Raw genomic sequence first — 25,377 nt, 5'->3', positions numbered from 1 at the left:
TTTGTATATTGTCACAATATAAGCTTCGCTCTATTTCTTTCTGTACTTTGACAAGTCGATCGCAACAGCTATCGCTATGATGATTCCTTTGATGACCTGCTGCCACATCGGACTCACCGCGATAAACTGCAGTCCGTACTGTATAACTGTAAATATCAGAACACCGCTTACAATACCGCTCACCTTGCCGACGCCGCCGTTCAGTGAAACACCGCCCACAACGCAGGCCGCGATGGCGTCAAGCTCATACCCGTTGCCGTAGTTGTTCGTCGCCCCCGCGGTACGCGCGGCTTCCAGCACACCTGCAACACCGTACAGCACGGAAGCCAGAATGAAGATACACATGATCGTCCTGAACACATTTACGCCGGATACGATCGCGGCTTCCCTGTTGCCTCCGATGGCGTACACATTTTTTCCGAACACTGTCTTATTCAGAATGAACCAGATGAGGATAACAAACGCGATGGCGATCGGTACAAGGACAGATATTCCCGGGAAATCTCCAATCTGGAACAGCTTCTTCTGGCCAAGGAGCACAAAGTCAGGGCGCACCCCGCCGATAGGCTGTGATTTGTTCGGCTCCATGTCAAAGTAAAGGGAGTTTGCCCCATATACGATTACCTGCACTGCCAATGTCGCTATAAACGGATGCATGTCATACTTTGCGACGAGAAATCCGTTCAGTATACCGAAGAGCGAACAGGCAATGACTGCCACGATGATCGGAACTATGAGCACCATATGCGGCAGGTCAGGGAAGAATCTGTTGGCATAATCCGCTGTCTGCAGCATGGAAGTGGATACGACCGCCGCCAGACCTACCATACGTCCTGCCGAAAGGTCCGTACCTGCTATCAAAAGCGTAAAGCTGATACCGAGCGCGACGATCATCTTTGTGGACGACTGTGTCAGTATGTCAAGAAGCACCGCAAGCTGCATAAATCTTGGCTGTATGATCATAATGACGATGATCATGAGCAGAAGCGCTATCATAATGGCATTGTTCGTCAGAAACCTCTTTCCCGTATTTGCGGACAGCTCTACGGCAATTCCTTTATATTGTCTGGCAAACCGCTGTCTTAGTCCATATATAAGAGCAGCCGCGCCCACCATTATCACATACAGACCCAGGTCATAAAATACGCCGGGATCCAGGAAATAGTACAATACGAGCCCCAGCACGACCGCTGCGATGCCAATTCCTATAAATGTCACCCCATATTTATCGCGGGCAACTACTTTTCCTTTGTTCTGCATATATGTAATCCCTCTCTTTCCTATAAATCCTATTTCATAAACTTGGTTGCGTAGTTCATGACCTGTACGGAATCTGCCTCCTTGGCATCAAGGAAACCGGTAACACGTCCCTCGCACATCACCATGATCCTGTCTGACATTCCGAGCAGTTCGGGCATCTCCGAAGATATCATGATGATGGATTTGCCCTGTTTGACAAGCTTATGCATGATCGTATATATCTCATATTTTGCTCCTACGTCGATGCCTCGTGTAGGCTCATCCAGAATGAGTATATCCGGGTCTGTCAGCAGCCAGCGGGCGAGCAGCACTTTCTGCTGGTTACCGCCTGACAGATTCTCCATATGTTCATCCATGTTTGGCGTCTTCGTGCGAAGCTCGGCATTGGACGCTTCCGCTGCCTTCAGCCGCTCCCTGTCGCGAAGCACCCCGCCGTGGGCGTACGCTCTCTGGTTTACGATGACTGTATTATCCATCACCGACAGGATGCCGAAGATACCTGTCGCTCTTCTCTCTTCTGTGAGCAGTGCGATATTCTCGCGGATGGCATCCCGCGGCGATTTTATCCTGAGCGGTGTTCCGTCTTTTTCTATTTGGCCGGATACGATCTCCCTCAGGCCGAATATTGCCTCCACAAGCTCGGTCCTCTGCGCTCCCACCAGTCCTCCGATGCCGAGTATCTCACCTTTTTTCAGTTCAAAGCTGACATCCTGGAACGACTTCGGCAGCGGAGAAGAGAGCTTCTCCACTTTCAGTACCGTCTCCTTTAGAGGGCTGTATTCTTTCGGCGGGAAACGGTTTGTCATATCCCTTCCTACCATACGGTTTATGATCAGGTCTGTCGTCAGCTCTCCGGCATCCCATGTGCCGACATACTGTCCGTCTCTCATGATGGTGACCTCGTCGGCGATCTTTAATATTTCTTCCATTTTGTGGGAAATATAGATGATCGCACACCCCTTCTCCTGAAGCTGGCGGATGATCTTAAAGAGATGCTGCGTCTCGTTATCCGTCAGAGATGAGGTCGGCTCATCCATAATAATGATTTTAGAATTATAACTAACTGCCTTTGCAATCTCAACGAGCTGGAGATTAGAGGCAGATAACGTTCCTGCTAATACTTCCGGGTTTATATCCAGATCTACTTCTTTAAACAACTCTTTCGTCTTCTCGATCATGGCCTTTTTATCGACCGCAATTCCTCTCATCGGGAATCTGCCAAGCCATATATTTTCCATGACCGGCCTGAACCGGATCGGATGCAGTTCCTGATGAATCATAGACACGCCCAGGTCGAGTGCCTGCTTGGATGTCATGATCTTTTCAGGTCTTCCATCCAGAATAATCTCTCCGCCATCTTCATGGTAGATTCCAAACAAACATTTCATCAACGTAGACTTGCCGGCTCCATTTTCCCCCATCAAAGCGTGGACGCTGCCGGGCCTTACTTTCAGACTGACATTATCAAGAGCCTTGACACCTGGAAACACTTTCGTGATATTGTTCATTTCCAGTACATATTCTCCCATGTCATCACTCCTCCTTTACAACCAATCGGGGCGGAATACTCCACCCCTATGGTTATTTGCTCAACGCGCTGCTGCTATTTCATATAATCCTGGTAATTATCTTCTGTAACTTTTACATAGTCGATCCATACATATTTTCCGTCTGTTATAGGATAGCCGACGTTTTCTTCGTTAATCTCATCTCCGTTTACTGCTGCAACCGCAACATTAACTGTAGCCTTGCCCTGGTTGTCTGCATCGTTAAGGACTGTTCCGAGAAGAGAGCCTTCCTTCATGGCTTCAAGAGCCGGCGCTGTAGCGTCTACGCCGACAACAGGGATGTATTTTGTAAGGTCGCTGCTGTCTTTGTTGTATCCTTCAGCCTTCAGCGCCTCGATAGCGCCGAGTGCCATATCGTCATTGTTGCAGAGAACTGCTTCGATCTTGTCAAGTCCCTGGCCTGTGATAAATGCTTTCATCAGGTCTGTTGCCTTTGCCTTATCCCACATCGCTGTATCTGCCGCAAGCTTCTCTGTCTTGAATCCTGCTTCTTCGATCGCTTTAACGGAATATTCTGTACGGAGCGTTGCATCCTGATGTCCCGGCTCGCCCTGAAGCATTACGTACTGGATCGTTCCGTCGCCGTTCTTGTCTGCTTCCGGATGTGCTTTGAAGAAATCGGCAATGATCTCTCCTGAAAGTGTTCCTGACTGCTCTGCTTTGGCTCCAACATACCATACCTTATCGTAGCTCTGCATGTCTGCCTCTTCCGGCTCACGGTTGAGGAATACGATCGGAAGGTCTTTTGCCTTGGCCTTCTCAATGATAGGCGCTGCAGCGGTACGGTCTACCGGGTTTATCGCCAGAGCATTGACACCTTTGGTGATAAATGTATCCACCTGCTCATTCTGTGTCGCCTGCTTGTTCTGTGAATCCACCAGCTCCAGTTCTACTTTGGACTCTTTTGCCTGATCTGTCATGGCTGTACGGACACCTGTCATAAATGTGTCGTCAAATTTGTAGATAGCTGAACCGATCAGCACGTCTGAGGACGCCTCTTTTTTGTCTTTGTCTCCGTCAGAAGAACCACTGTCGCTTTTTCTGCACCCGGTTGCCATTCCTGCAACCATCATCACTGCCAGCCCTGCCGCCAGCAATCTTGTTACTCTTTCTTTTTTCATTACATTTCCTCCTCCATATTTTTCTCGTGAGTGACCTCACATCTGACATGGTTACAGTATACGGGATCGGAATTTACTAATATATACAATATTTTTCTGTGTAGTATCGATTTTCTTATGCGCTTTATACATAATACACATATTTTTACATCTTTTTTTGTGCATATTTCACTTTTGTTTCAGCATGCTTATATTTTCTTGATCTTTTTCCGGTCAAACTGCCCTGTCAACGGCATGGATAATAGCAGCCAGCTTCTCTGCGCTGAGGCTCGCCGTACCGACGGCCACTCCGTCTACATGCGGCAGGCGCGCATATGCGGCCGCATTTTCCGGGCGGACGCTCCCTGCATATACCGCCCTTATCCCCCTGCCTGCCCCGGCGCCGAACAGCTCATGAAGAATCTCTCTCACAAAGCGCATGATTTCCTCTGTATCCTCTGTACATGGAGTCCTTCCCGTGCCCAGAGCCCACACCGGCTCATAGAGTACGACCATCTCACACGGTCTCACCCCCGCAAGACCTGACTCTATCTGACGCCTGATAACTTCTTTCGTCTTTCCGGCGTTGTTTGCCTCTTCATCTTCGCCGATGCAGAAGATCGGCGTGATGCCTGCTTCGATACATGCCTTCACCTTCCGGTTTACGATCTCATCCGTGTCATTAAAATGCATCCGCCGCTCGGAATGCCCGGCGAACGCGTAACTGCACACCTCCGACAGCATTTTGGCTGAGACAGCGCCGCAGTAATTTCCCGTCCCCCAGTACACGTCCTGCGCTCCGAGCGAGATGCCGTTTCTTCCTGCGCATACCTTCTTTACTTCATTTAATGCCAGAAAAGACGGCGTCAATACGATGTCCGTACTTTTAACAGAAGTAAGATCATACCTTGCGTCCAGCAGTTCCTTTGCGCAAGCGGCTGATTCCCGGATACTCTTATTCATTTTCCAGTTTCCTATAACGATTTTATTTGTTTTCATATATTCCATCACTGCTCCTTCTCTTTAAATGTTCTGCCGTATACGTTCCAATAAAGAAAGCAGAGGAGGGATATACTCCCCTCCTCTGCCTCACATGGCCGGCTATTCGTTTTCACCGGCCGTCTTGTGTTTTTTAAGTTCTACCTTATAGGTATATGTGTCGCCCCGGAAGAGCCGTTCCGTATATTCCACGGGCCTGTCGGCCGCGTAGGATATCCTCACGACCTTCAGCGCCGCAGATTCCGGGCGGACGCCGAGCGCCTGCGCTTCCTTCTTGCTCACCATATGGGCGGAAAACAACTCCTGGCTTCTGTCCGGTTCACAGCCATATCTCGCCTGCAGCACTGCATAGAGCGCTGCTCCTCTCTGCAGGTCTGTCTCTACAAGACCCGGGAAATCCTGCGCCGGAATGTAGGACGTCTCCAGTGCTATGATCTCGTCACTGGCGAGCCTGAGTCTTCTTATATAATACACACCGTCACTGCCCGACAGCCCAAGTCTTGCTTTTAGTTCCTCCGATACGACCGTATCTTCCACCTTGAGGACGAGGAACTCCAAAAGCTTTACCGACGGTATCAGACCGTTTCTGCGTATCTCCTCACTGATACTGTAGAAGCCGTTCAGCAGATGTTCGATCGCATGGTAAGTGACAAAACTGCCCTTCCCCGGTTTCCTCGTGATATAACCTTCCCACATAAGTTCGTCCAGCGCCCTCTTCGCCGTGATCCTGCTCACCTTATAATGCTCGCATATCTCCGCCTCTGACATGATGCGGTCATCTGCCTTCAGCTGCCTGGAAATGATCTGTTCCTTCAAATCGTCTTTGATCTTAAAATACAGAGACTGACTCCTTTTTTTGTTCGCCATATCTTTCTCCCCGACTTGTCATTTTCTGTATTCATCTTACAACAATTTTCCATTTATTTCCATATATTTACCGCCGCATTACGTTTAGGACAAGTTTTGCCACTTCCTCCGCAAATGCCTCATCGTTGATGTGGAAGTCATATTTACAGACCGGTATATCCTCTCTTAAGTTTCTCTCCAGCGTCTCAAGCAGCGCCATATCTGCCTCCCGGTCGTAGAACGCGGCTCCCTCATGATCATTGGCGGACAGCCCTCTCATCGGAAAGGCCACCACAACTTTTCCCCGGGACTGATTCAGCTTTTCTGCCATAAGCTTTCCCATATGCCTGTTTTCTTCTGCCGACGTCCTCACGACTTTCAGCGCAGAGACGTGCATGACGTATCTCCGGTTCAAATACTTTTCCGGGACAGACTCCGGCGGCGCAAAGTCAATGATATCCATCGCCCCCGGCACTATGACCTGCGGGATCCCCATATCGGCCGCCCCGGTAAGGCGCTCTGGCCCGGCATAACCTATGCCTCCCAGTTCGCCCGGCGTCAGTTCCGCCGTCGTAATATCTGCAGCGCCGTCGATCCATCCCTGCCGTATCATCTTCTCCATGCAGGTTCCGCCAAGTCCGTTGCTGTGAAAAACGAGCGTCTCAAAGCCGGCCTGCTCAAGCCTCCGCTGCACTGCGGACACACACGGGGTCGTGATGCCGAGCATGCTCATGGCGATTCTCGGCCTCGTCTTTTTAAGCGCGGCCTGCTCCATTTTCACCATAGCAGCTATCGTGACCGCCGCCTTATCCATGACCATCTTCAATATCTCATTCAAACCGGAGATATCCACAAGAGAATTGATGACAAAGGTGTCATTGATCCCTTCGAACATATGCTGGGCATAGCTGTTTGTGGCCTGGGTGGAAACCAAGACTTTCGGGAACCCCACAGGGAGGCTCCGCATCACTTCTCCCCCTACGATCGTTCCCCGGCCTCCGCCCATCGTGACCGCTCCGTCTATCTTCCCTTCGCCGTACAGACGGCGGATGATGAGACCCGCCCCTTTCAGCATAGTGTCGTTGGACTTCTGCCGGGACTGCTCCCGGCGCATCTCCTCCAGGTCCTCCCCTGCCTCACGGGCCACCATTGCCGCGCTTATGTCCGGGCGGAATTTGGGGCTTCCGAGAATGCCGGTGTCCACCATGATGGTACGGACGTCTTCCTGTTCGATCCTTGTCTTTAAGTATAGAAATTCATCACTCTTCGTGTCGAGCGCACCGATAACTGCAACTGTCTTCATGTGTTACGCTTCCTTTCCATTTTCAGATTCAAAGACGCAGCGCGCCGACCTGCGCAACTGTATCCATCACTGCTCTTTCAACTGGTATCCGCTCTGCTGCCGAACCATTTAATACACCGTGGACCGCGCCGCCTTGCAGACACACGTTCATATCCACCGGTTCTGCAAAGGGTCCCCCGTGAAATAGGATAAACGGAGATTCCCCGCACGCATGTACACAATCCGCAATTTTACTGATCTTTTCAGCAGCCTCTGTGCAAGTCACAATACAGGACGACTGTAAAAGACCTCCCTGTGTAGCGCCCATATCTATGCAGATCATATCCGCTCCGGCCTCGGTCATTTTTACTGCCTGTTCTTCTGTATAGCAGTTGGCAAGGGTGAAGATATCCCGCCCGCGGCACGTTCTTATCAGCTCGATCTCTTTTTCATATCCCATATGGAGCTGTTCGGGCATTGTCCGGTAATCGCCTTCCCAGTCCCCTATACTCGGAAGATTTGCCACGCCTGAAAATCCTTTCGCAATAAGATGATCGATAAACTGTCCAACGTCTCTGTAAGGATCCAGACACCCGATGCCTCCGATAAGCGGAATATCTTTTAAACGAGGCAGTATGTGGCTTCCCAGCTCTTCCGTCACTGTATTGCAGTCGTCATAGCACAGCTCACAGAGACTGGCCGGCACCCCTTCGCGCCGGAACATCGCCCCGGCATATGTAACGAGAAAGTCTGCTCCCGCTTTTTCAGCTGCCCTGGCTGTCAGGCCGCAGCTCACACAGACGCCCTGTACAGGACGATGCCTTTTTATTCTCTCAGACATCCTCCTTCTTATATCAATTCTTCGCTTTCCCATCCACGTCCTCCCAACTTATGCGTTAATGCCAAGAAATTCTTCTGTTGCATGAAAGACCGCGCGCTCCACCGGGATCCGTTCGATACTGGAGCCCCCGATAAACCCCTGTACATCCGTATTATCGAAGCAGCACTGCAGATCCTTCGGCTCTACGATCGGACCGCCGCGGCATGTGACGATGATATCCGGATTTACTGATGTGGCAGCCTCATAAATGTTCTGTATGATCCTGCAGCTTTCCTCCATGGAGCGCACTTTGTTTTCTTTAATCGCATTTGTTCCCCCCGCAGTCCCTCCAACCATGGCGCAAATCATGTCTGCCCCTGCAGCCGCCAGCATTTCAGCCTGAGCTTCCTCAAAAGCAAACGAGGCGCTGAAGAAATCCCGCTCTCTGCATTTTCGTATCAAGTTTACATTTCTCGAAAATCCGATCCCGGAATCCTCCAAATCATCGGCAAAACCGTCGATTCCTGTAAACACGGGATAATTGATCATACCGGAGAACCCTGTCTCCTGCAGTCCGTCAATGATCAGATCCCAGCTTTTGAAAGGGTCCGCCGCCCCGATCGCTCCGATAACAGGTATGTCCACGGTCCGGAAAATCACTTTTTTGCCAAGTGCAGAAACGATATCATTACAGTTGCCGTAGGGCAGCATCGTAGTCAGAAGCGGTGCTCCGGCCTGACGGAACAGTCCTGTGCTATATATGATGAGCAGATCCAGGCCGGCCTTTTCACCGGCCGATGCAACGATCCCCGCTCCTGCTCCGCTTGCTATGACCGGTTCCTTCTTTCTGATCTTACTTTGTAATGACTGTATAAGTTCCTCTCTTGCATACTGTCTCATATATGTCCTCCTCACCGCAGATGTGTCGCTTTAAATGCGCTGACGATCTTAGTCAGTTCATTTTCAACAGGTATTCTTTCCAGCGCCGACGTTCCGATAAATCCGTGTATGTCTGTAAGTTTCATACACTCTTCCACTGTTTTTGCGTCTTTGAGCGGACCCCCATGGCATAAAACGATAATATCCGGATTCTCCTGCACCGCCGCCATATACATGCGTTGGATCTTATCTGCCGCCTCCTCGACGGATACGGCTTCAAATCCGGTCATGCCTCCTGCCGTCCCGCCGACATGGGGCGCTATAATATCTGTCCCTGCCTGTACAAGCGTTCTCACCTGCTCTTCGTCAAATGCATAAGCAACACTGAAAATGTCTCTTTTTCTGCAGTACCGGATCATCTCGGCTTCTCTTTTAAATCCGAATCCGTTCCATTCCATATCGTCCCTCACAGGTCCCTTAAGTGCTCCTGCTTTCTTCCCTCCCACGGTGGGCACGTTTGTTATTCCGGACGCTCCGCGGCGGCACAGCGTTTCAATATGATACGGTATATCCAGAAACGGATCGCCTGCGCCTGCCCCGGCGATGACAGGAGTGTCCGTCAGACGGTTCGCCAGTATATCAACCAGCTCTAAGGTTACACGGTTGCAGTTCCCGTACGGCATATGACCGACAAAGGACGGTACACCATCCATACGGTAAGGGCCTGTATTGTACGCCATGATCATGTCTATTCCGGCCGTTTCCTGCATTTTGGCGACGATGCCGAGGCCTGCGCCTCCGGCAATGACCGGTTTCCCGGCCTTTATTTTTAGAGTGAGCCGCTTCAGGATCTCTTTCCTTTCCATTTGTTTCATAGCATTTCCTCCACCATAAAATCAGCGATAAAGTCGGCAAATTCAGGATCATTTATATGACAGTCCAACTCTATGACTCTTATTCCCGGCTTCAGATTTGTTCTAATGGCATCAAATAACTCCCGGTCGGCTTCCGGTGAATAAAACTCTTTTCCTTCCTGATCATTGGAAGACAGCCCTCTGAGCGGAAAAATAACCGCTGTTTTCCCGGATGAACTGTTCAGTCTTCTGGCTGTCTCTTCCCCCAGGATCTTGTTTTCTTCCGCATTCGTCCTCACCACTTTTAAGTCCTCATTATGCATCAGATATTTGCGGTCTTTATATGCCTGGGGCATGGATTCGGGGGGCATAAAATTCAGCACATCCATAGCGCCCGGAATCACAATTTGTGGAATTCCCTTTTTTCCCGCGGCGCAGAGCCGTTCTTTGCCCGCTCCGCCCGGGAGTCCGAAGACATCTGATGTTATCTCCCCAAGCGTCACGTCGACGACTCCGTCGATATGGCCTTCCTGGATCGTCTTTTCCATCAGCCGGCCGCCCATTCCCGTCGTGTGAAATACAAGGACTTCGCAGCCGCTCTTTTCCAGCCTTTTTTGTATTCGGCTTACGCACGGCGTCGTTATCCCGAACATGGACATGGCAATACGTTTTTCTTTTTCTGTCTTACAAGGTTCTTCTGCATGTCTGGCCAGCCCGGCAATGGCTGCCGCCGTTTCCCGGATGACAGTCCGCAAAAGGTAATTGAGCCCTTGTATATCCACAAGAGAATTCATTACCATCGTATCGTTTATATTTTCAAAGTGAGACTGTGCGTGCGGCACGGTTGCCACGGTCGAGAGAATCACTTTCGGAAACCCGGCCGGCAGAACAGACATTGCAGCGGCAGCCACATGTGTCCCCTGACCGCCTCCCATAGAGACTGCACCTTGAATCCTATTTTCTTTATACAGCTTTTTAACCAGGGCCTTTATACCGCGTATCATAGCATCATTAGCCTTTTTCCGGTTCCTCTGTCTTCTGAGACTTTCCAGTTTCTCCCCGGATAAATAAGCCACCTCCGCCGCCGCAACATCCGGGCAAAACTCAGGCTCCCCCAGCACTCCGACATCTATCATAAGAGTGCCGGCGCCATATTCTTCTATTTTTTTCCGCAGATATTCAAATTCCGTTCCCTTCGTATCAAAAGCTCCGATCACTGCTATTGTCTCCATCCGCAATCCTCTCTGCTATTTCCCAAGCGTCAGTGAACTAAATTCTTTTACAACCTCATAGATCGCTTCCTCCGTCGGTATCCGCTCCACTGTGGACGCCCCTACGAAGGCATCCGCTTTTGTGAGTCTGAAGCCTTTCTGCACCGACTCCGGATCTGCAAATGGCCCGCCATGGCATGCCACGATCACATCAGGGTTTTCTTTTACAGCCACGTCATAGAGACGATTGATCTTTTCCGCCGCCTGCTCTACTGTAAGTACATTGAAATCAAATGCTTTATCACGTGTGACGCCTACGTGGGGACATATAATGTCCGTCCCGGCCTGTACCATAGCTTTTACCTGCTCTTCGTCAAATGCATAAGCGATCGTAAATATATTTTTACCGCGGCATTTCTGTATAAGCTTTACCTCACCGTTAAATCCGATTCCTTCCCTCTCCATGCTCTTGCGCAGCGCGCCGGAATGACCTCCCAGTGTCGGAACGTTTGTGATCCCGGAATATCCGATGCCGGTCAGTTCATCGATGAGATCGTCTATATCCCTGTATGGATCGCCCACTCCGATCCCTGCCACCATCGGAGTGTCTTTTACACGGCCGATTATCTTGTGTCCCATCTCAAGAGAGATCCCGTTACAGTCGACATACTGCATATACCCCAGCTGCCCCGCATTGCCGTTCATCCTGACAGGTCCTGTGCAGTATGACATTATAATGTCTATTCCTGCTTTATCCGCGGCTTTGGCAATCAGCCCAACGCCTCCCGCCCCGATGATTATCGGTTTTTTCTCTGCTCTCTTTCTATTTAATCTGTCTAAGACTTCCTGTCTGGTAAATTTACTTCCCATACACATTTTCCTCACTTTCTACTGAACATTCATGATTTCCCTCAGCACTTTTGACATTTCTTTCTGCACTGCCAGACTCTCCACCGCCTCCTCGCTGACGATTCCTGCCGCCTTCGTCTCCGTTAACAGCCTCTGTATTTCTTTCTCATTTGTCAGATTACCAATATCCGCAAGTACAATGAGTTCTTTACTGAGTTCATATGCGCTTCTGGCAAGCCGGCTCTGGTAACTTATATATTCTTCACAGTCCTCTGCCGTTTCCTGACATTGAATTACGATCACATCCGCTCCTGCCTCGCACATACATGCAATATCTTTTGTCGTTCTCACCACCGCCATGGAAAAAACATTTTCTTCCCTTGCCTTAACGATCAGCTCTATTTCCTTCTGAAAGCAGTTCTGCTTAAGCTGGACTGCGTACGCGCCGCTGCCCGGACTGTTGATCACACCGCTGTATCCAAGTTTTTTTATATTATGTATGAGCCGCCCTGCATCCAGATATGGATTGTAAGCCCCAATCCCCGCTATCACAGGAGTTCTGTTTATCACAGGAAGCAGATGTTTTGCAAGTTCACAGGATACCTCATTTACATCGTGAAAAGGAAATACACACTCTTCTGCGGCCAGACCATTTACGAGTGCTTTGGATCTTGCCCCCGCCAGAATGAAGTCTGCATTTTCCCGTTCTGCCGCCCTGGCGTATAGTCCTGTGCCGGCGCCGCAGGCTATTATCGGCTCCCGGTTTTTTATTCTTTGCTGTAAATGATCCATGATTTCTTCTCTTGAATATCTTTTCATCTCTGTCCTCCTTCACGCCGCAGGCAGGTCTCCAGTCTTCTGTATCCGCCTACCGTCTCCGAAACCGCTCTGTCTATCGCCGCACATTCTACTGACTCATCACAGATATACCCGTCAGCCGCGGCGCTCTTAAGGTAATTATGTATATCTGAGATCCGACGGATCGTACCTCCGCTGCACAATATGACACTGTTTTTATTCTCTCTTCTGGCTGTCTCAACTAATTCTGCCGCCGCCTCCGCCGCTTTTTCCGCCGAAGGGGCATCGTCCCACCCGTGCGTTTCTTTTTCAGTTCTCGGAATATAAAGACTCAATATTTCTACACCTGCATCTGTCATCTGTTTTATCTGCTCCGTATTAAAGCAATATCCGATGGCGGGAACACCTTTTCTGCTCCATCTTCTGAGATAATCTACTTCCAGGGAATAGCCGACTCCCGCCATCTGTATGCCGTTTCCATAGGAGCCGACCCATCCCCCTGCCGTAGGATAGTTTGTAATGCCGGTAACTCCCTTTTCCAGGAGCTTTTCTGTAAAACGATCTACATTTGTATATGGTTCTGCCGGACCTATGCCTGCAAAGACGGGCGTATCCCCCGCAGCTGACACATATCTGTCAGCCTGCTCCATTATGATCTCATTGCAGTTGCCGCCATAACCTGTCCTGGCTATTACCGGCATTCTGCCGTCGGCGCCAAATATCTCCTCTTTATGTGTAACGATAAAGTCAGCTCCCGCACCATGCGCTATTTTAGCAGTCAGCGGTATCCCCGCACTCACTCCTAAAATAAATTTGTGCTGTGCCGCTCTGTTTTTTAAATGGTCTGTCATGTCATTTCCTCCTCCAATTAATTACTGCGTCTTTGTTTTACAGTGTCTATCATAACTGCCAGCATAATGATCAGCCCTTTGCATATCTGCTGCCAATAAGCGTTGATCTCCAGCAGATTCATTCCGTTTGTCAGTGTACCGATCACCAGCGCTCCGATTATGACGCCGGAAACAGTCCCTCTCCCCCCGGTAAATGCCGTGCCGCCCAATACTGCCGCGGCAACCGCGTCTCCTTCATATCCCGCCCCTGCGGACGGCTGCCCCGATGTCACCCGGGAAGCAACAAAGGAGCCTGCGAGACAGGCCAATGCGCCCGATATGGCAAACGTGACGATCACGATCTTCTTTACATTGATTCCGGAATAGATGGCGGCCTCCCGGTTGCCGCCGGCGGCGTACATATGCTTCCCAAAGGAAGTCCGGTACAATAGGAGTCCAAGCAGAACCGCAATGACGAGTATGATAATAGTCGGGAGGGGAACACCAAGATATCTTTTACTCGTCAGATTAAAAAGCCATTCATCCGCCGATGAGATCCTCTCTCCGGCGCTTATTATGTATGCAGAGCCTCTGATCACCCCCTGCATCGCCAATGTAACGATAAAAGACGGCATTCCTGAAAATGCTATGACCGTGCCTGTCAGGATCCCCACCAGGGCGCCGATCAATATGGTCAGCAGTAAAGATATGCCAAAAGACATTCCCCGGTTCAGGAAAACACAGAGCACAATACCGCTCAAAGCTACGAAAGAACTGATAGACAGATCGATCTCCCCTGTGATGAGCACACACATCATACACATAGCCAGCACACAATTCGTAGTAAAATAATTAAAAAGGTTGGCCATATTATTAGAAGTGAAAAAGTATTGGTTTGCAAAAGATAAGAAAAGAAACATTGCCGCCAGAGCGATAAGGATACCGCCGTTCGTTTTTATAAAATCTTTGAGCATTATAGTCAGTCTGTTTTCATTTTTCGTTTTCGTACTTTTCATCAACTTTACCTCCAATTGCGTAATTCATGATCTCTTCCTGCACAAACTCTGTTTCTTTTCCGTCGAGGATACCTGTAATTCTTCCTTCGTGCATCACGACGATCCGGCTGCTCATATTGATGATTTCCGGAAGTTCTGATGAGATCATGATTATGGAATATCCTTCATTGGCCAGATCGTTTATTAAATGATATATTTCTGCTTTTGCACCGACATCGACTCCTCTTGTCGGTTCATCCATGATCAGCACCTTTGGACCATATGCAAGCCACTTTGATATAACCACTTTCTGTTGATTGCCGCCGGACAACTGTGCGCAATGCTGTTCAACGCCGGCCATTTTTATGGACAGCTTTTCTGAATACTCTCTGATAATCTCATTTCTCTTTTTATCATTCACAAATATTCCTTTAATGAATTTTCTTAAAACAAGAAGCGTCAGATTATATGAGATCGACTTCTCTAAAAAAAGTCCTGACTGCTTTCTGTCTTCCGGTATCAGCCCTATTCCGCATTTCATGGCCTCATACGGTTTACTGCAATTGATCTTCTTCCCATTCAGAAATATTTCGCCGCTGTCTGCCTTATCAAGACCAAATATTGCCCTCGCAAGTTCTGTCCGCCCCGCTCCGACCAGACCGGCAAACCCCAGGATCTCGCCTTTTTTCAGGGTAAAGCTTACATTCTTTAAATATCTGTTATTTAGTCCTTTCACCTCCAATATATCCTCTGTCCCCTGCGGATGGTTATCGCCAAAAAAGTCTGTTATGCTCCTTCCGACCATCGCCGATATGACCTCACTTTTATCTGTTTCCTCTGCCCTTTTATTTGACACAACAAGCCCGTCCCGCATAATGGTTATGGAATCGCATACCCGAAATATTTCTTCCATGCGGTGGGATATGTAAATGATCGATATTCCTTTTTCTTTTAATTTCTTCAAATATACGAATAAGCTTTCCGCCTCTTTTTCGGATATGGCAGCCGTAGGTTCATCGAGCACTATGATCTTCGCATCAAATACGAGCGCTTTGGCGATCTCTACCAGTTGCTGCTGCGCTACGCTCAGCTTGTACACTTTTGTGGTGACAGGAATCCTCAGTTCCAGAGTCTCTATCGCCTCCCTGGCCTTTTCCCTCATTGCCTTTTTATCCTCCAGCAGTCCCCGCTTCAGTTCCGAGCCGAGAAAAATATTATCCGCAATGCTTAGCTGAGGAACAAGAGAAATCTCCTGATGTACGAGACATATATGCAGTTCTCTGGCAGCGAGCGGAGTCTTTATCTCAACTTCTTTCCCATTCACTGTTATCTTACCGCTGTCCTTTGAATAGATGCCTCCTAATATTTTCATAAGCGTAGATTTCCCGGCGCCGTTTTCTCCCATAAGTGCCTGGATCTCCCCTTCTTTTAAATACAGACTCACATCTTTTAACACATTGACGCCGTAAAAGGATTTTACTATATGTTCCATCTTTAAAACTGTTTTTTCATTATTCATACGTTCATCCTCAATTGGCGGCGGCCTGCATATTGTCTATTTGATCGCTCCGTTATCCGACAATTAAGCAGGCCGCCTCTTTTCACTCTTTATCTATGACTGATACATGGATTACTGATAATCTGCAATATTGGATTCATCTACATTGATCACTTCTACGTAATTGATCTGTTCGCTGACTTTCCCTTTGTCCAGATATTCGCAGGCCAGTTCCATTGCCTTCTCGCCGATTCCCCTTGCGTTCAGGTCCATCAGCGCGATCACCTTCCCGTCAAGAACATATTTTACAAGGTCTTCGTTGCAGTCACTGATAGCCAGCCTGACGTCTGACATTCCGGCCGAGGCAAGAGCTGTGACCGCTGCCATGCCCGCATTCGCCCACGGCGCCCAGTATGCGTCCAGATCACTGTAATTCTGCAGCTGCGCGCTGATCTGACTCAGGCATGATTCTGTATCAACGCTGCCTTCGCTGTACGCAACGATCTCTACATCCGGATATTCGGCCACCGCGTCTTTAAAGCCTTCACATCTCTGCTTTGCCACTTCACTTGCTCCGGTGTACCATACCCAGCCGATTTTGCCTTTTCCTCCGATCGCTTCACACAACGCCACACCATGGTCGTGGCCTGCCTGATATAAATCATCCAGTACAGCGGCGGCATACAGATCCTCCACTCCTTTACCGTCCGGGTATGCATCCATTGTGATCACCGGAATACCCGCCTGTTCCGCCTTCCGAAGCGACGTTATGATAGCCTCGCTGTCCAGTATGGTCGTCAGGATAGCATCCACCTTTTTTGTGATACAGTCTTCAAAGATCTGGCTCTGCTTATTTGCATCATCGTCAAACGAGTAGACCAGCACTTCGTCTCCCTCACCGGCTGCGTCCTGCGCGCCCTTAGAGATGTTGACAAAGAAATCCATCGTCTGGTTCCCTACGATACATGCGATCGTCCGTTTTTTATCTTTAGTATTATCCTCTTTTTTATCCCCGGACTTTGTCCCGCATCCGCCCAGTATAAGAGTCGTCATCAAAGCTATCATCAATACGCTGCTCAGTATCCGCTTTTTCATATAATTTTTCCTCTCTTTCTAAACCATACATTTGATCTCATAGGTAAGCCCGCCAAACGGACAGTCGAGATAATAGACGTGAGCCGTCTTTCCCATAAAAGGAATGCTCGCTTTATGTCCGACAATATATCCCTGCCGGATCAGTGATTCTGCCGCTTCGTTGAATTCCTCAAGGTCATCATATTCAAATGCAATATGATGCAGTCCCTCTCCGTATTCTGCCAATCGGTTCATCATGTACGAGCCTCTGCTTTCCTCCGGGACAACTTCAATGATTTCATACTCAACGCCGCCGACCGTTATATTTGCTCCTTTTATTGCAAATGGAGCCCCAACCTGTACACATGTCTCATCAAAATTCATTTTATCCACATACACCGCTTCATCTGCGCCCGGCATCTGCTGAAGCGATGTAACGGCAAGTTCCCTGTTTTTAACTAATATACCGATATGTTCAAATTTACATCCCATTCGTCTCACCTCTCTGCACATCATTCAAATGTATGTGTACACTCTGCGCCTTCATAATACTTTGCATTTGCATCGACAAAATCTTTTATACTGCAAGGCTGAGTCATGGTCACAGCGCCCGCATCAACAAAATAATTGGAACCGTTGATACATCTGCATTCCCCTGATGTCAAAAACAATGCCGTTTTTGCCACATCATACGGGTCGATCGTTGTATAAAGCGGATTACCGGTCCTGGCCTTTCTGACCATCTCAACAGGTACATTGGCTCCGATCGGAGTGTCAGCGGCATACGGTGAGATGCAGTTGCAGCGCACACCCCAGAGTCCTAATTCATTGGCGATCGCGTATGTCATAGCCACAACTGCCCCTTTTGATGTGGCATAAGCAGCCGCCCCGAGAGGACCTTTAAATGCGGCTACAGAGGCCGTATTCACTATGTACCCTTTTGATTTGACCAGCTCTTCCGCCATAGTTCTTACACCAAGCCAGACGCCTCTGACATTTATGTCCATAGTTCTGTCAAATATGCTCATGTCGACATGTGCGATATCCGCATTTTCCGGCATCAGACATATACCCGCGTTGTTAAAAAGTATATCTATCTGCCCGTAAGTTTTCAGCGCAGTGTCCCGAACATTTTCCCAGTCTTTCTCTGATGTCACGTCTGCCTTTACGAAGACTGCCTCGCCGCCGGATGCCTTTACCTTTTCTGTCACCTGCGTGCCATTGGCTTCACTGATATCAACTACGACTACGTTTGCCCCTTCTCCTGCGAAGGTCAGCACCGATGCCTGTCCAAATCCGGAGCCTCCTCCTGTTATGACTGCTGTTTTTCCGTCAACCCTTCCCATAATTCTTCCTCCTTACATTGAATTTGTTTACTGGAACTTTCTTCTGACGTCAGTTATATATACAGATTATCTGTTATATATTTTTATAACGTTATATTAATATATACCATTTAATTTGTCAACTTATATTTTCAGAAAATTCAATTTCTCTTTATTTTCTGTCAGTCTTTACCGTACAAAAAGTGTAATGTGACGAAGCCGGCCACGCATAATACTGCAGGTATGAGAAAGACCTGCGCCGCAGGGATTCCCGCCGGGCTGACTGCCGTGCCCAGAGTGGGATATGCAATCCCTGAAATCATGACCGAGATCATGACCAGGCCGAAATTAGAACTCATATACTTTGTGCCGAAAAAATCTGTGGCAAGAACAGGAGTCACTCCCGCGCATCCTCCGTACGCATATGTTATGAGAGCTATCAGCACGATAAACATATTTCCGTGTATATTCCAGAGAAGTAAAATACTGACAAAAGTAATTGTGTACAGCATTAAGAGCACTCTTTTACACCCTATCTTATCTGACAGCCAGGCGGCCGTCAGCCTTCCGAGCGCAGACGCCAGACCGGTTATCATAACGCTTATGACTGCAATTTCCTCTGAAAGCCCTCTTAATTCTCCCAATGATTTTATCATCGGATTCAGCATCAGATACGCCGGCGTCAGACACAACAGGCAGATAAGGACCATATAATACTTCCCTGACCTCAGTACGTCGCCGGGCTTATACTGTTTCTTTCCTATCCATTCTTTACTGTCTTTTACACAGTTATCCATATATTCTTCGTCCGGATTGACAACAAACCAGCCGACTGTGAGAACGATCACAGCAAATACTGCCGCCAGGATACGGAACGTATTTTTTACCCCCACGCCGTTCTCCCCAAGCAGCATATTGACTACAGGCGTAAACACGACCGTGGACATTCCATAGGCGCAGACAATGATCCCGCCTGCCAGTCCCTTCCTATCCAGCCACCACTTCTGGGCACAGGACACAGTGGCATTGTAGGCCAGACCGCCGCCAAATCCTCCCATCCCCGCATAGAAGATATACAGAAGCCACGGCTGTCCTTTTGGGATCAGCGATGACAACAGAAGCCCGGCCGTCATAAGGATACCTCCTGTATGAAGGACAAAGCGGGCCCCTTTTCTGTCGTTCAGTATTCCTCCTGCTGTAACGCCGAGAACATTCATCGGGAGCATAACAGAGAAGGTAAGCGCCGCCCCTGAATGTGTCCAGTTGAAATATTCGATCACCGGTTCCTGGAAAATACTCCATATATAGATGATGCCCACAAAGATCTGTACAATGATCCCGCCTGCAAGAGCCATATATCTGCTGCCATTTTTTAATCTCTGCATATGTTCCTCACTCTCTTTCTATTTGTCATATATATACATAACTTTTAAAGCTATTATATGTTTATATACCATTTATGTCAATATGTTTTTAATTTTACTATTGACATTTAACAATTCCTTGTATATATTTTACTTAAGATGTTATAATTAAACATCTCATATAAGGTCAGACATCAATGTAAGGATCACAGAGCATGTAAGGAAGGTTAGGATTATGGCTAAGAAAAAGGCAACAGAATCTCTGTATTTTATAATTCAGGAAGACTTGAAATCAAAGATTCGTCTCGGGGAATTAAAAGAAGGGGACAGGATCATGTCAGAGTCAGAAATCTGCGAACACTATAATGTAAGCAGAATAACAGCCAGGAGAACACTCAACAACCTGGCGAATGAAGGGTATATAAAGCGGATACCCGGACGAGGAAGCTTTGTGAATTATTACGCGCTTGAAATGCATACAAAGAAATATTACAGTTTGGCAGAAGAAACCGTACACTGGGGCATGAGGCCAAGATCCGAATATATTACCCAGACCTTTACGCTTGTAAAAGATCTTCCGGAAGCGGCGCAGATCATGGAACAGCTGAGGATCACGGAAAATGATGAGCTTTATTATGTGAAAAGAGTGCGGCTTTCCAACGACACTCCTGTCGCAGTAGACTGCACTTATGTACCCACCGCCTCTCTCACAGAAGACGAACGCGCAAAGTTTGCCGAGAACCAGGCTGCCCATGTGTATTCCATCGATGCCAAGATGAGGGGCGCTCTCAACCGGGTAAGCGAAACATTTACGGCAGTGGCTCTCACAACAGAAGACGCCTCCTGCCTGAATGTAGCTGCCGGGACTCCGGCCCTTCGGATAGACCGCATCACCTACGCCAGGGATTCTATCCTGGAGTATAACGTCAGACTCCGGCTCACTTACCGCTGCGACTATTCCATTGCCTACAAAGGCATTGAACCGAGGGAGCTGTCAATATGACATCCAAAGGGGACAGGTTAAAACGAAATTGGGGACGGGGGAAAATTAATTTTCCCCCGTCCCCAACTTCGTTTTAACCTGTCCCCTTTTAGAAGACCGCTATATTTTCCACATAGCTTCTCATCTCTTCCCGGCTTTTTACCTTTCTGGCGCCTTCCACGATCTCGTCCTGCTTTGCCTTTGGCATGGACGCAAATTCACTCAGGATATCTGAGTGCATCGCCAGCTCCATCGTAAAACCGATTGGAAGTTCACTGTTATCTATCATTGTGACATCACCTCATGGTTAGTATGCCGGGCCTGCCACGCTCTATACATGAAATTTTTTCTGCATTTCTTCTTTGAATTCCCGCGCTTTGAATATGATGAGCGCAAGCAGGAACAGAAAACTCAGCCCGGCGCAGAGCACGGCCGGAGTTGTCACTGTTATCACCTTCGTCAGAAGCAGTATGAACGGAACGAATATACTGTACGCGGATGCCATCACGTAATAGATCATATATTCCCTTGCCGTATGTGACTGAAGCTTTGAGATAATAAGCATGGACAGCTCTATTATGACACAGACGGCAGGCAGGACAAAGTTCACAGACCATTTATGCCAGCCGGTAAACGCATCCCATATGATACATCCGATGCTGACGACGAGCAGCTGCCACATGGCATTTTTCAGCAGATTATTCCGTTTGAAAAATCCGATGGCCAGCGCGAGCCACATACTGAATGCGCCCGCCGCCACAAACACTGCCCATCGCCGTTCGGGCGATATGATAGCATTCAGCATAACGCCGACCACGATCGCGGCGATGCAGCAGAAGGAAAAATATTTAAAGAATTTCTTTCCCTCATAATTCGGCTTAACCTCCTGCGGATATACAGGCGCTTCCACTTCCGTGTCCGCCCCGAGCTCCGACAGAATACGGAAAAAATTTCTCTGGATATTTGAGCTGTCGTAACGGGATGTGAAACCGAAAGTCAGCGTATCGTTGTACGAACAGACGCATAATTCCACCTTTGGCGTACTTGTGAACACACCGAACCTTTCGATATAAGGTTCATACTCCGCAGGCATTTTTACCGCGCTCATGTTGGAAAACACAGCGGTAACTTCTTTTTCCGCCAGCTTTGCCCCTGCCCTGATGCAGCGGTTCTTGATCTCCAGCGGCGCCCATTTCAGCACCTTGTGCTTTTCAAACGCGATAAGCTCATTCATGTGCCCGGCGATATGTTCCTTCGTCAGATAGTCGCTGAAATATTTTTTTACCTCATTAAGTATTTCATCAAAGCTGTCCCTCCCTTCACCGAAACGGTGGCCCGGCTCTATCCAGCCGAAGAAGTTGAGCATGGATTCCGACGGAAAAAACTTCCGCAGATTCACGGGCACCATAAGTACGACCGTTTTCTTCTCCTGGATCTTCGTCATTTCCTCATGGATCGCGCACATGAGCGCGGCGGTCATCAGCACTGTCATGGACACGCCTTTTTCGCGCGATACCGCAAGAAGCTCCCGGACAGAGACAGTCCCTTCCGTCACCTGCAGTTCACCGTACTCTTTCTTCATCATTTTAATCTGATAGGCACGGATCTTTTTCTTTTTCTTACGCTTTGCATCCGGAGAATAATATTTCAAAAAGCTGTCATTTTCCTGATCCTGCACCGTAGGACCGGCTTCTTTAAAGTCCGCAGCAGCCGGCCTTTCCCCTCCGTGCGCCAGACTGAGATAGTTCCCCACGAGCTCTTTTAGGAATTCCGTCGCTCCCGTTCCGTCCGTCAGTGCATGGAACACTTCAAAGTTGATACGCTTTTCAAAATATGTTACTTCAAAAAGAAGCGCCTTCTTATCGCGCACGTACAGACAACTGCACGGTTCCTTATACTCTTCCCTTACTTCCGGGCGCAGCTCGCTTCTCTCCAGATAATGCCAGAACAGTCCCTTTCTCATGACCGACAGAAAGACCGGATACTTTTTAATCGTCCGGTTTAAAGCTTCCTGCAGAATATCCCTGTCAATATTTTCTTTTAGTACACAGTAAAACCGGAATACTCTCGTATCCCTGGCGCTGCTTGTGGCTGAAAAAAGTTTCGCGGCATTGTCCAGATTTCTCCAGTATGCCCTCTTCTGCTGGAACACCTCGTTAGTCCTCCCTTAAAAAATTATTGATCAGTTCAAAACTCTCCTGTACATGGTAATATTTTATCCCCAGAGCAAAATAACCATGCAGGGCGTCCTTTATCCGGTGAATTTCAACTTCATTCCCCGCCTTTCTCAGACGGTGCCCATATTCCTCACCCTCATCCCGGAGCGGATCATACTCGGCAGTCAGCACAAGCGTTTTCGGCTGATCACTGTAATCAGTCTCCATCAAAGGGGCAAAATATTTATTCTTCTTATCGTCCTCACACGACAGGTAAAGTTCTATATAATCCCGCATTTTTCCCGCAGTAAGCAGATAGTCCGACCCATTTTCCCTGACGGAGGCAAACGGCGAGGCTTCGCTGTAATCCCAGTTGACCGCAGGGTATATGAGGATCTGCTTCTTCGGGAGAAACACGCCCCTGTCTCTGGCCATGAGCGATACCGCCGCCGCCAGATTCCCTCCGGCGCTGTCACCGATTATGGTGATCTGTTCCGGATCCACGTTCAGGATGAACCGCTTCGTAAATATAGCCTCCGCGACCGCATAACAGTCTTCCAGGCCGGTCGGGAACCTGTACTCAGGCGCCAGCCGGTAATCCACCGACACAACGATGTGATCGGTATCGGCAGCCATTCTCGCACAGATACGCTCATAATTGTCTATGCTCTCCGTCACCCATCCGCCGCCGTGGAAAAACAGAAGTACAGGAAGTCCGTCCACCACCTTCTCTTTCGGCAGATAGATCCTCACCGGTATCTCATATTCGCCGTTATATATCTTATAGTCGATCGTCTTGTGAAATATCTTCATCGGATCGATCGCCTTCAGATTGGCCAGATTCCTCGATGCCTCCACCTCAATGCCGTCAAAAGACAGCGCCTTCAGGACCCTTCTCATTGATTTGTTTATTGTCATACAATTTCCTCATTTTTCAAAGGGGTCAGACCCCCTGTATGCACAGGGGTCTGACCCCTTTGAATTTATTCACACAATTTGAACTCTTTTACATTGAAAAGTCCTCTCGGTGTAATGCGAAGTTCCGGGATAACGGGAAGCGCCATGAACGACAGTGTGATGAACGGCTCCATGGTTTCCGGCACTCCCATCTCGTGTGCCTTTCTTATCATTTTTTTTAATAATTTATCTACGTTTTCATACCCTGCGTCACTCATCAGTCCCATAATGGGCAGCGCCAGCGTCTCATATACCTTGCCGTTTTCTACAACGGTGTAGCCGCCCTGGGTGCGTATAAGTTCATTTACCGCCAGCTCCATATCCGCATCATTATCACCGATGACGATGATATTATGGGAATCGTGGGACACGCTGGATGCCACCGCCCCGCCGCTCAGATTGAACCCGGACACAACTGCGACGCCCGTCTTTCCGGTTCCCTTATGACGCTCCACAACTGCAATTTTATTATATTCTCTGTCCGCTGTAAACTCTTTTTTCCCCGGAATCTCACATACGATATCTTTCGTGACTATCTGGCCTTCCTGCATCTGGATCACATGGTACGGTCCGTCCGGTTTCAGAAGCCTCAGGCTTTCCCGGGAAAAATGTTCCAGACGCACCGTATGCTTCAGCTCTTCCGGGCAGGCTCTGACCCCGCCGCTTCCATTTCGCGCCACCTTCACTCCCCTGTGGTACACGTCCAGAACGTTCATCTTCTCCAGATCGTCGAACACGATCATATCCGCCTGATATCCGGGCGCAATGGCGCCGAGGTGCCGCAGGCCGTAACACCTTGCCGCGTTGATGGTGGCCATCTGTATGGCATGGATAACAGGAATTCCAAGAGAAGCCGCTTTCCTGACATTATAGTTAATATGCCCGTCTCTTTGTATATCTTCAATATGTTTGTCGTCTGTACAGAAGCAGAATCCCTCCGTACCGGTTCCACGCTCCACGATCCCTTTTACAATGGCGTCCAGATTTCTGGCCGCACTGCCCTCCCGTATGAGTATCGTCATGCCGCACCGGCGCTCCTTCAGCGCATACTCAAAATCAATGCACTCATGATCCGTGCCGATTCCGGCCATGGCATAAGCCTGGATATCATCGTCCGAAAGCCCGGGCGCATGACCGTCCAGCGTCCTGCCTTCAAATAACCCAAGCTTTTCATGCATGCGGGCGTCTCCGCCCACGACAGACACATAGTCCATCACCTCGCCAAGCCCAAGCACTCTCGGATGTCCGAGATACGGCCTCATCCTGTCGGCCGTAAACTCACACCCATTATCATCCACAGCGGTGGCCGGCACGCAGGACGGCATCATAACGTACACATTCGCAGGCACGTCTTCCGTCTGTTCCAGGATATAGCCGATCCCCGCCTCCCCGGCCACATTGGCCGACTCGTGCGGGTCTACGATAAACGTCGTCGTCCCGCATTTGGCCGCCTGGACGATCAACTCCGCCGGGGTAACGAGCGTAGATTCCAGATGAAGATGACTGTCTATAAAACCGGGGCAGAGATACTTCCCGCCAAGGTCTTCCTCTTTTTCTCCCTCATAAGTTCCGATACCCGCGATCTTCCCGTCCGAGACCGCCACGTCGGCGGACAGGATCTCTCCGGTAAATACATTCACCACATTTGCGTTCTTCAGCACAAGCTCTGCTTTCTCATGATGTCTGGCCACATCGGCGCACCGCCGGTATTCTTTCAGTTCCATAACGCT

24 protein-coding genes are annotated in these 25,377 nt (G+C 48.9%); 1 reads left to right on the top strand and 23 read right to left on the bottom strand.

What is annotated here, in order from left to right; genetic code table 11:
* Positions 1 to 30: 30 nt before the first annotated feature.
* The 19 genes from mglC to LAJLEIBI_RS05455 form a co-directional block, all read right to left on the bottom strand.
* A complete protein-coding gene (mglC, locus tag LAJLEIBI_RS05545) occupies positions 31 to 1,260 on the bottom strand; it encodes a galactose/methyl galactoside ABC transporter permease MglC (RefSeq protein ID WP_006441942.1) in 1,230 nt (409 codons plus the stop codon).
* Positions 1,261 to 1,289: 29 nt separating this feature from the next.
* On the bottom strand, positions 1,290 to 2,789 hold the full coding sequence (locus LAJLEIBI_RS05540; RefSeq protein WP_006441941.1) for a sugar ABC transporter ATP-binding protein: 1,500 nt from the start codon (positions 2,787 to 2,789) through the stop codon (positions 1,290 to 1,292).
* Positions 2,790 to 2,863: 74 nt separating this feature from the next.
* Entirely contained in the window at positions 2,864 to 3,949 is a 1,086-nt protein-coding gene (locus tag LAJLEIBI_RS05535) for a galactose ABC transporter substrate-binding protein (protein ID WP_006441940.1), read from the bottom strand.
* A gap of 213 nt (positions 3,950 to 4,162) precedes the next feature.
* A complete protein-coding gene (tpiA, locus tag LAJLEIBI_RS05530) occupies positions 4,163 to 4,927 on the bottom strand; it encodes a triose-phosphate isomerase (RefSeq protein WP_040435339.1) in 765 nt (254 codons plus the stop codon).
* A gap of 102 nt (positions 4,928 to 5,029) precedes the next feature.
* Positions 5,030 to 5,794 carry a GntR family transcriptional regulator gene (locus LAJLEIBI_RS05525; RefSeq protein WP_006441938.1) on the bottom strand — a complete coding sequence of 255 codons (765 nt, stop codon included), beginning with the start codon at positions 5,792 to 5,794 and terminating at the stop codon, positions 5,030 to 5,032.
* A 67-nt stretch (positions 5,795 to 5,861) separates the two neighbouring features.
* Positions 5,862 to 7,076, bottom strand: a complete 1,215-nt coding sequence (locus tag LAJLEIBI_RS05520) for a Tm-1-like ATP-binding domain-containing protein (protein ID WP_006441937.1) — start codon at positions 7,074 to 7,076, stop codon at positions 5,862 to 5,864.
* Positions 7,077 to 7,104: 28 nt separating this feature from the next.
* Entirely contained in the window at positions 7,105 to 7,929 is an 825-nt protein-coding gene (locus LAJLEIBI_RS05515; RefSeq protein WP_040434689.1) for a phosphoenolpyruvate hydrolase family protein, read from the bottom strand.
* A gap of 15 nt (positions 7,930 to 7,944) precedes the next feature.
* A complete protein-coding gene (locus LAJLEIBI_RS05510; protein WP_149301899.1) occupies positions 7,945 to 8,775 on the bottom strand; it encodes a phosphoenolpyruvate hydrolase family protein in 831 nt (276 codons plus the stop codon).
* An 11-nt stretch (positions 8,776 to 8,786) separates the two neighbouring features.
* Positions 8,787 to 9,629, bottom strand: coding sequence for a phosphoenolpyruvate hydrolase family protein (locus tag LAJLEIBI_RS05505; RefSeq protein ID WP_006441934.1), 843 nt, complete (start codon positions 9,627 to 9,629; stop codon positions 8,787 to 8,789).
* Positions 9,626 to 10,840 carry a Tm-1-like ATP-binding domain-containing protein gene (locus tag LAJLEIBI_RS05500; RefSeq protein ID WP_006441933.1) on the bottom strand — a complete coding sequence of 405 codons (1,215 nt, stop codon included), beginning with the start codon at positions 10,838 to 10,840 and terminating at the stop codon, positions 9,626 to 9,628. Before LAJLEIBI_RS05500 ends, LAJLEIBI_RS05505 begins: the two co-directional genes overlap by 4 nt.
* 15 nt (positions 10,841 to 10,855) lie before the next feature.
* Complete coding sequence (locus tag LAJLEIBI_RS05495) at positions 10,856 to 11,689, bottom strand: phosphoenolpyruvate hydrolase family protein (RefSeq protein ID WP_006441932.1); 834 nt, start codon at positions 11,687 to 11,689, stop codon at positions 10,856 to 10,858.
* An 18-nt stretch (positions 11,690 to 11,707) separates the two neighbouring features.
* Positions 11,708 to 12,487: a phosphoenolpyruvate hydrolase family protein gene (locus LAJLEIBI_RS05490; RefSeq protein WP_006441931.1), complete on the bottom strand. Its 780-nt coding sequence runs from the start codon at positions 12,485 to 12,487 to the stop codon at positions 11,708 to 11,710.
* On the bottom strand, positions 12,484 to 13,317 hold the full coding sequence (locus LAJLEIBI_RS05485) for a phosphoenolpyruvate hydrolase family protein (protein WP_006441930.1): 834 nt from the start codon (positions 13,315 to 13,317) through the stop codon (positions 12,484 to 12,486). The genes LAJLEIBI_RS05490 and LAJLEIBI_RS05485 overlap by 4 nt, the downstream gene beginning before the upstream one ends.
* A gap of 17 nt (positions 13,318 to 13,334) precedes the next feature.
* Positions 13,335 to 14,312: an ABC transporter permease gene (locus LAJLEIBI_RS05480; protein WP_006441929.1), complete on the bottom strand. Its 978-nt coding sequence runs from the start codon at positions 14,310 to 14,312 to the stop codon at positions 13,335 to 13,337.
* Positions 14,287 to 15,810 (bottom strand): sugar ABC transporter ATP-binding protein, encoded by a 1,524-nt coding sequence (locus LAJLEIBI_RS05475; RefSeq protein ID WP_006441928.1) that lies wholly within the window; start codon positions 15,808 to 15,810, stop codon positions 14,287 to 14,289. Before LAJLEIBI_RS05475 ends, LAJLEIBI_RS05480 begins: the two co-directional genes overlap by 26 nt.
* Before the next feature lie 111 nt (positions 15,811 to 15,921).
* Entirely contained in the window at positions 15,922 to 16,884 is a 963-nt protein-coding gene (locus LAJLEIBI_RS05470; RefSeq protein ID WP_006441927.1) for a sugar ABC transporter substrate-binding protein, read from the bottom strand.
* 18 nt (positions 16,885 to 16,902) lie between these two features.
* The gene (locus tag LAJLEIBI_RS05465; RefSeq protein WP_040434684.1) at positions 16,903 to 17,355 is read right to left on the bottom strand and encodes a VOC family protein; all 453 of its coding nucleotides are present in this window, start codon (positions 17,353 to 17,355) and stop codon (positions 16,903 to 16,905) included.
* A gap of 20 nt (positions 17,356 to 17,375) precedes the next feature.
* Entirely contained in the window at positions 17,376 to 18,209 is an 834-nt protein-coding gene (locus LAJLEIBI_RS05460) for an SDR family NAD(P)-dependent oxidoreductase (RefSeq protein WP_006441925.1), read from the bottom strand.
* 161 nt (positions 18,210 to 18,370) lie between these two features.
* Positions 18,371 to 19,573 (bottom strand): MFS transporter, encoded by a 1,203-nt coding sequence (locus LAJLEIBI_RS05455; RefSeq protein ID WP_006441924.1) that lies wholly within the window; start codon positions 19,571 to 19,573, stop codon positions 18,371 to 18,373.
* Between the two features lie 214 nt (positions 19,574 to 19,787).
* Here LAJLEIBI_RS05455 and LAJLEIBI_RS05450 point away from each other — a divergent pair, with 214 nt between their 5' ends.
* Positions 19,788 to 20,555 (top strand): GntR family transcriptional regulator, encoded by a 768-nt coding sequence (locus LAJLEIBI_RS05450; RefSeq protein WP_006441922.1) that lies wholly within the window; start codon positions 19,788 to 19,790, stop codon positions 20,553 to 20,555.
* 88 nt (positions 20,556 to 20,643) lie between these two features.
* Here LAJLEIBI_RS05450 and LAJLEIBI_RS05445 read toward each other — a convergent pair whose 3' ends face one another.
* From LAJLEIBI_RS05445 to ade, 4 genes are all read right to left on the bottom strand, one after another.
* Positions 20,644 to 20,823, bottom strand: coding sequence for a hypothetical protein (locus LAJLEIBI_RS05445; RefSeq protein WP_006441921.1), 180 nt, complete (start codon positions 20,821 to 20,823; stop codon positions 20,644 to 20,646).
* Between the two features lie 42 nt (positions 20,824 to 20,865).
* A complete protein-coding gene (locus LAJLEIBI_RS05440; RefSeq protein ID WP_006441920.1) occupies positions 20,866 to 22,686 on the bottom strand; it encodes a DUF6320 domain-containing protein in 1,821 nt (606 codons plus the stop codon).
* Positions 22,687 to 22,690: 4 nt separating this feature from the next.
* Positions 22,691 to 23,608, bottom strand: coding sequence for an alpha/beta hydrolase (locus tag LAJLEIBI_RS05435; protein ID WP_006441919.1), 918 nt, complete (start codon positions 23,606 to 23,608; stop codon positions 22,691 to 22,693).
* 65 nt (positions 23,609 to 23,673) lie between these two features.
* The gene (gene ade, locus LAJLEIBI_RS05430; protein ID WP_006441918.1) at positions 23,674 to 25,371 is read right to left on the bottom strand and encodes an adenine deaminase; all 1,698 of its coding nucleotides are present in this window, start codon (positions 25,369 to 25,371) and stop codon (positions 23,674 to 23,676) included.
* Positions 25,372 to 25,377 lie beyond the last annotated feature (6 nt).

The organism is [Clostridium] hylemonae DSM 15053, assembly GCF_008281175.1.
GTDB classification, from domain to species: Bacteria; Bacillota; Clostridia; order Lachnospirales; family Lachnospiraceae; genus Extibacter; species Extibacter hylemonae.
Note: the sequence above shows the minus strand (reverse complement) of the source record. Positions and strands in the feature narration are given on the sequence as shown.

Coding starts and splice junctions, on each gene's coding strand:
- mglC (WP_006441942.1), bottom strand. CDS start 1,260: ATGCAGAACAAAGGAAAAGTAGTTGCCCGCGATAAATATGGGGTGACA.
- LAJLEIBI_RS05540 (WP_006441941.1), bottom strand. CDS start 2,789: ATGGGAGAATATGTACTGGAAATGAACAATATCACGAAAGTGTTTCCA.
- LAJLEIBI_RS05535 (WP_006441940.1), bottom strand. CDS start 3,949: ATGAAAAAAGAAAGAGTAACAAGATTGCTGGCGGCAGGGCTGGCAGTG.
- tpiA (WP_040435339.1), bottom strand. CDS start 4,927: ATGAAAACAAATAAAATCGTTATAGGAAACTGGAAAATGAATAAGAGT.
- LAJLEIBI_RS05525 (WP_006441938.1), bottom strand. CDS start 5,794: ATGGCGAACAAAAAAAGGAGTCAGTCTCTGTATTTTAAGATCAAAGAC.
- LAJLEIBI_RS05520 (WP_006441937.1), bottom strand. CDS start 7,076: ATGAAGACAGTTGCAGTTATCGGTGCGCTCGACACGAAGAGTGATGAA.
- LAJLEIBI_RS05515 (WP_040434689.1), bottom strand. CDS start 7,929: ATGGGAAAGCGAAGAATTGATATAAGAAGGAGGATGTCTGAGAGAATA.
- LAJLEIBI_RS05510 (WP_149301899.1), bottom strand. CDS start 8,775: ATGAGACAGTATGCAAGAGAGGAACTTATACAGTCATTACAAAGTAAG.
- LAJLEIBI_RS05505 (WP_006441934.1), bottom strand. CDS start 9,629: ATGAAACAAATGGAAAGGAAAGAGATCCTGAAGCGGCTCACTCTAAAA.
- LAJLEIBI_RS05500 (WP_006441933.1), bottom strand. CDS start 10,840: ATGGAGACAATAGCAGTGATCGGAGCTTTTGATACGAAGGGAACGGAA.
- LAJLEIBI_RS05495 (WP_006441932.1), bottom strand. CDS start 11,689: ATGGGAAGTAAATTTACCAGACAGGAAGTCTTAGACAGATTAAATAGA.
- LAJLEIBI_RS05490 (WP_006441931.1), bottom strand. CDS start 12,487: ATGAAAAGATATTCAAGAGAAGAAATCATGGATCATTTACAGCAAAGA.
- LAJLEIBI_RS05485 (WP_006441930.1), bottom strand. CDS start 13,317: ATGACAGACCATTTAAAAAACAGAGCGGCACAGCACAAATTTATTTTA.
- LAJLEIBI_RS05480 (WP_006441929.1), bottom strand. CDS start 14,312: ATGAAAAGTACGAAAACGAAAAATGAAAACAGACTGACTATAATGCTC.
- LAJLEIBI_RS05475 (WP_006441928.1), bottom strand. CDS start 15,810: ATGAATAATGAAAAAACAGTTTTAAAGATGGAACATATAGTAAAATCC.
- LAJLEIBI_RS05470 (WP_006441927.1), bottom strand. CDS start 16,884: ATGAAAAAGCGGATACTGAGCAGCGTATTGATGATAGCTTTGATGACG.
- LAJLEIBI_RS05465 (WP_040434684.1), bottom strand. CDS start 17,355: ATGGGATGTAAATTTGAACATATCGGTATATTAGTTAAAAACAGGGAA.
- LAJLEIBI_RS05460 (WP_006441925.1), bottom strand. CDS start 18,209: ATGGGAAGGGTTGACGGAAAAACAGCAGTCATAACAGGAGGAGGCTCC.
- LAJLEIBI_RS05455 (WP_006441924.1), bottom strand. CDS start 19,573: ATGCAGAGATTAAAAAATGGCAGCAGATATATGGCTCTTGCAGGCGGG.
- LAJLEIBI_RS05450 (WP_006441922.1), top strand. CDS start 19,788: ATGGCTAAGAAAAAGGCAACAGAATCTCTGTATTTTATAATTCAGGAA.
- LAJLEIBI_RS05445 (WP_006441921.1), bottom strand. CDS start 20,823: ATGATAGATAACAGTGAACTTCCAATCGGTTTTACGATGGAGCTGGCG.
- LAJLEIBI_RS05435 (WP_006441919.1), bottom strand. CDS start 23,608: ATGACAATAAACAAATCAATGAGAAGGGTCCTGAAGGCGCTGTCTTTT.
- ade (WP_006441918.1), bottom strand. CDS start 25,371: ATGGAACTGAAAGAATACCGGCGGTGCGCCGATGTGGCCAGACATCAT.